This is a genomic window from Acinetobacter sp. (assembly GCF_036659555.1).
Taxonomy (GTDB): Bacteria; Pseudomonadota; Gammaproteobacteria; order Pseudomonadales; family Moraxellaceae; genus Acinetobacter.
This window is the reverse complement of the sequence record NZ_JAVXCI010000142.1, coordinates 1-5,023: the sequence shown is the minus strand read 5'-3', so window position 1 is coordinate 5,023 and position 5,023 is coordinate 1. Positions and strand designations below refer to the sequence as shown.

Sequence of the window (5,023 nt, the reverse complement as noted above, 5' to 3'; positions counted from 1 at the left end):
CGCCTATCTCGTCGGTATGGGGTGCATTCTAGAGGATTTATAAATCATTGCAAGCGCTTTTAACCACTTGCTTTGCTGTGTGTTTCTTTTTTATGCGCCAAAATAGCGCAACCCCATAAGAAACAAACCATAAGCTTTTAATTTTAAATAAGAAATATTGCATATTTATTTCTGCTATATTTTTTGCTTATTTCTGCGCTGCCGGCGCTTTTATCTTCACGCTGTGTATAAGCACAGGAACCTGAGGCACATTCTGGTGCACGCCGCGGTTGATTGCCGGCACTTTTTCAATTTTATCGACCACATCCATGCCTTTAATGACTTTGCCGAATACAGCATAGCCCGCATTCATCGCGCTTTTATTCAGGAAGTCGTTATCGACGGTATTAATGAAGAACTGGCTTGCCGCCGAATTTGGGTCGTTGGTGCGCGCCATCGCCAAAGTGCCGCGGGTATTTTTGAGGCCATTATAGGATTCATTCTTGATCGGCGCTTTCGCCGGCTTTTCTTCCATCTGCGCATTCATGCCGCCGCCCTGAATCATAAAGCCGGGGATCACGCGGTGAAAAATCGTGCCGTTATAAAAATCCGCTTTTGCATAATCTTCAAAGTTCTTTGCGGAAACCGGCGCCTTGTCATTAAAAAGTTCAATTTCAATTGTCCCCTGACTGGTTTTCATTTCCACAATGGAATTATCAGCCCAGGCATTCAGGCTGATCATTGCAGCTGCGGCGAAAAGCGCTTGTTTTAACATTTGTTAACTCATCTATTTATGTTGTACTTGTCTCTGTATGCATTTTAGTCTTTCATGAAAAATAAAGCAGTATTTCTGCGCCATGAAAACGAGAAAAATAATGCAACAGAATTTTCCGGCACCGGATGCCTTTTTATATCCACCCCCTTGGCATATGCAGGGCGAGGCTTTTATTTTGAATTACTGGCTGACGCCCTCCTTTATACAGCAGGCGCAGAATTTCCGCCTGGCGCCCTCTGCACTGGGACGCGCTGTGCAGGTGCTGCTGGTGCGCTGCCGCAGCTCTCCGGTTGGGCCTTATGATGAGCTGCTGATTTTAGACCATCCTTTAATGGCGAAAAGGCGCCTGAGCTCAATTCCTAAAATTTTCGTATCGGCTGAAATCGCCGCAGCCCATGGCCAGCAGCGCTGGGGCCTTCCGAAAGAGCTGGCGCGGTTTGAATGGGATGAGCAGGGGCAGGATGTCAGCTGCGCCATTCATTTTAACCGGCAAAGCATGGCGCTCCGCTTGAGGAAAATAAAAAAGCCATGCTCGTTTTATATCAACAGCCACCATCTTCCGGCGGCTATGCTGAAAATCAGCCAGGCGCAGCAGGGAAAGCGCTATCAGTTTTCCCCTCAGTTCCGCAGCCATTTCTCCAGGCTGCTTTCCGCGCAATGGCAGGACACGCAGGATATTTTCCCGGATTTTTCGCAAGCCAGGTATCTGCAAAGCTTTTATGCGCCGGAATTCGCACTGGCGCTTCCTGAAGCCGCATGCAGCGCAAACAGCAGAGGGTGTTTCACGTGAAACACCCTGCCGGGCATTCAGCCGGCTTTTTTGTCCCAGAACCTGCGGAAATTCCTGCCGGTATCGGCCAGGTATTTTCTGGCGCGCAATGACACCGGCGTTAGATTAATGAAGCCATGCGCCTGATCGGCATATTCCTGATAATGCACTTTCACACCCTGCTGGCGCAGCTTATGCGCATAAATCTCCGCTTCGTCATGCAGCGCATCATGCCCGGCGGCGACAATATAAGCCGGCGCCAATTTTTCAAATTTTCCATAGGTCGGTGAAATCAGCGGGTCATTCAGCGCCACCTGATGCTGTTCGGCATAATAGGCCGTCACATAGCCGATATCCTGCCCGGTCAGCACCAGCCCGTCTTTATAGGCATAAAATGAGGGATGGCGGCTTTGGAAATCCAGAACCGGATAAATCAGCAGCTGCGCATGCGGCGCATAGGCTTTTTTTGCGGCGCGCTGCGCAACCACCGCTGCGATATTGCCGCCGGCGCTGTCCCCCGCCACAGCAATGCGCCCTTTTAATATTTTCAGCTGGCGGCTGTTTTGAAACACCCAGGCCAGCGCATCTTCACAGCATTGAATCAGCTGTTTGGGGCTGGCTTCAGGCGCTAAAGGATAGTCAATGCTCAGCACCTGCGCCTTGGCATGCAGCGCCAGCAGCCTGCAGGCTTCATCATGCGTATCCAGATTGCCCAGCACAAAGCCGCCGCCATGATAGAACACAATCATCGGCAGCTTTTTATTCGGCGCCGGATGATAGTGGCGCGCAAACACCGTCCCGCTTTGCAAAGGCAGGCGCAGGTCTTCGACCTGCCTGAGCGGCGCCGGCCTGGCTTTCAGCGCCTGCATCTGCAGCGCAAAGGCCTTGCGCGCGCGGGGCACATCTGCGCCAATAAAGCCGGTTTTGCCCTGCTTCAGCTGCGCAGCCATCATGCATTTGATCAGCGGATCCAGCTCAGGAAAAACAAACGGATAGCCCAGCCCTTTGGCCAGGCCTTCCTGCACAAAGCCGGGCAGCCGGTCCAGCGCGCGGATGGCCGCGCCCTGGCCTTTTTCCAGCAGCGCCTGCAGCCTGTGATTCAGCGCAGTCATCGCAGAACTCCTTTTCATTCTTGATTGTTTTGATGCAGCCGGCCCTTATGCAGCCCTGTTCTTATTATGCCGGTTCAGGCCTTTCAACACAGGGCAGGCCCCAGCCTAAGCTAAGCCGGTTTTAGGCGCTTGTCATTGACAATTTGCCTTTAATTTCCGGCGTTTTCTGCAGCTCCAGCAGGGCGCAGGCGCCTGGCGGAAGTGCCGGCGCGCTGCAAAACAGGACCTCTCTGCCTGATGAAATTATTCCCTGACTGCTGAATTCCCCTGAAATCATCAGAATTTTTTATAAAAACCTGCATTTAATGGCAGCCTCCGCTTGAATTTTTACAGCCAGCCCCGACCTCTTTAATAATTATGAAATTCTGCAAACTCATGGCAGTTCAGAATGAACGCTGTCAGCATTGACGCAAAAGGAACTGTACATGTTTAAAAACCCATTTAAACGGAGCAAATCAATGGCAACTGAGCAAAACCAAGACGCTCAAAATCTTCAGCAAGAGCAGGAAACAGCGCAAACTGAAACAGAGCAGGCTGAAGTTTCCGTTGAATCTTTACAGGAGCGCATTAAAGCGCTGGATGAAAGCCTGAAGCTGGAAAAAGCCCGCACTGCAAATGCAGTATATGAAGCGCAAAAAAGCGTAGAGCGCATTCAGCGCGAATCTGAAAAGCATAAAGATACAGTTTTGGAAAAATTCGCCAAAGAGCTGCTGGACTCGGTCGACAATTTAGAGCGCGCCATTCAAGCCGCCGGCGGCGAAGAAAATGCTGTGGTTGAAGGCGTCAAGCTGACCTTGAAATCGCTGCTGGCCTCGCTGGAAAAATTCGGCGTTGCCGAAGCGGATACCGCAAACGGCTTCAATGCTGACCTGCACCAGGCCGTCGGCATTGATGCCAATGCCAAAGCCAATGAAATCGGCAGCGTGCTGCAGAAAGGCTATACCTTAAACGGCCGCCTGCTCCGCCCTGCCATGGTCATGGTTGGCGCATAAGCCTTATAAATTCGGGAGCCTGCAAAATATTTTCTTCAAAGCAGCTTGAAAAATTTTGAATGGCTCTCATATCGGATAACAAGCGAAAACATCGTAAAAGAATTTTAGAGGAAACACCCGAATGGCTAAAATCATTGGTATTGACTTAGGCACAACAAACTCTTGCGTCGCAGTACTTGAAGGCGACAAAGTTAAAGTAATTGAGAATGCTGAAGGCGCGCGCACAACGCCGTCTATTATTGCCTATAAAGACGGCGAAATTCTGGTGGGCCAGTCTGCGAAACGCCAGGCGGTCACTAACCCGAAAAACACATTATTCGCCATCAAGCGCTTGATTGGCCGCAAGTATCAGGATCAGGCGGTGCAAAAAGACATCGGCTTGGTGCCTTACAAAATCATTCAGGCTGAAAACGGCGACGCTTGGGTTGATGTGAATGACAAAAAGCTTGCGCCGCAGCAGATTTCTGCTGAAATCTTGAAAAAGATGAAGAAAACAGCAGAAGACTATCTTGGCGAAACAGTGACTGAAGCCGTGATTACGGTTCCTGCTTACTTCAATGACGCGCAGCGCCAGGCCACTAAAGATGCGGGTAAAATCGCAGGTTTAGAAGTTAAGCGCATCATCAACGAGCCTACAGCAGCGGCTTTAGCGTTCGGCATGGATAAAAAAGAAGGCGACCGCAAAATCGCAGTTTACGACTTGGGCGGCGGTACTTTTGACGTATCAATCATTGAAATCGCAGACCTTGATGGCGACCAGCAGATTGAAGTGTTGTCAACGAATGGTGATACCTTCCTGGGCGGTGAAGACTTTGACAACGCTTTGATTGAGTATCTGGTTGAAGAGTTTAAGAAAGAACAAAGCTTCAACCTGAAGCAGGACCCGCTGGCTTTGCAGCGCCTGAAAGAAGCCGCTGAAAAAGCCAAAATCGAGCTTTCTTCTTCTAACGCGACTGAAATCAACCTGCCGTACATCACGGCTGATGCAACCGGCCCTAAACACTTGGTGATCAATGTAACGCGCGCGAAGCTGGAAGGCTTAGTGGCTGACCTGGTTGCCCGCACAATTGAGCCTTGCCGTATTGCGCTTAAAGATGCCGGCCTTTCGACTTCTGACATCTCTGACGTGATCCTGGTCGGCGGCCAGTCGCGCATGCCAATGGTTCAACAAAAGGTTCAAGAATTCTTCGGCAAAGAGCCGCGTAAAGACGTGAACCCTGATGAAGCGGTAGCGATTGGCGCGGCGATTCAAGGCGCAGTATTGTCCGGCGACAAAACTGACGTGCTGCTGCTGGACGTTACTCCGCTGACGCTTGGCATTGAAACCATGGGCGGCGTGCTGACAGCGATTATTGAGAAAAACACCACGATTCCTGCGAAGAAATCTCAAGTGTTC

5 protein-coding genes are annotated in these 5,023 nt (G+C 50.5%); 3 read left to right on the top strand and 2 right to left on the bottom strand.

Annotation, left to right across the window (positions count from 1 at the left end; all coding sequences use genetic code 11):
* Nucleotides 1–187 precede the first annotated feature (187 nt).
* Complete coding sequence (locus RSA72_RS13900; RefSeq protein ID WP_332624219.1) at nucleotides 188–754, bottom strand: peptidylprolyl isomerase; 567 nt, start codon at nucleotides 752–754, stop codon at nucleotides 188–190.
* A 100-nt stretch (nucleotides 755–854) separates the two neighbouring features.
* Between RSA72_RS13900 and RSA72_RS13895 the strand changes: the two genes are divergently transcribed.
* Nucleotides 855–1,544 (top strand): acetoacetate decarboxylase family protein, encoded by a 690-nt coding sequence (locus tag RSA72_RS13895; protein WP_332624218.1) that lies wholly within the window; start codon nucleotides 855–857, stop codon nucleotides 1,542–1,544.
* Nucleotides 1,545–1,561: 17 nt separating this feature from the next.
* Here RSA72_RS13895 and RSA72_RS13890 read toward each other — a convergent pair whose 3' ends face one another.
* Entirely contained in the window at nucleotides 1,562–2,635 is a 1,074-nt protein-coding gene (locus RSA72_RS13890; RefSeq protein ID WP_332624217.1) for an alpha/beta hydrolase, read from the bottom strand.
* Nucleotides 2,636–3,093: 458 nt separating this feature from the next.
* Here RSA72_RS13890 and grpE point away from each other — a divergent pair, with 458 nt between their 5' ends.
* A complete protein-coding gene (gene grpE / locus RSA72_RS13885; RefSeq protein ID WP_443098305.1) occupies nucleotides 3,094–3,627 on the top strand; it encodes a nucleotide exchange factor GrpE in 534 nt (177 codons plus the stop codon).
* 121 nt (nucleotides 3,628–3,748) lie between these two features.
* On the top strand, nucleotides 3,749–5,023 hold a 1,275-nt coding region (gene dnaK / locus RSA72_RS13880; protein ID WP_332624214.1), incomplete at its 3' end, for a molecular chaperone DnaK.

Coding starts and splice junctions, on each gene's coding strand:
- RSA72_RS13900 (WP_332624219.1), bottom strand. CDS start 754: ATGTTAAAACAAGCGCTTTTCGCCGCAGCTGCAATGATCAGCCTGAAT.
- RSA72_RS13895 (WP_332624218.1), top strand. CDS start 855: ATGCAACAGAATTTTCCGGCACCGGATGCCTTTTTATATCCACCCCCT.
- RSA72_RS13890 (WP_332624217.1), bottom strand. CDS start 2,635: ATGACTGCGCTGAATCACAGGCTGCAGGCGCTGCTGGAAAAAGGCCAG.
- grpE (WP_443098305.1), top strand. CDS start 3,094: ATGGCAACTGAGCAAAACCAAGACGCTCAAAATCTTCAGCAAGAGCAG.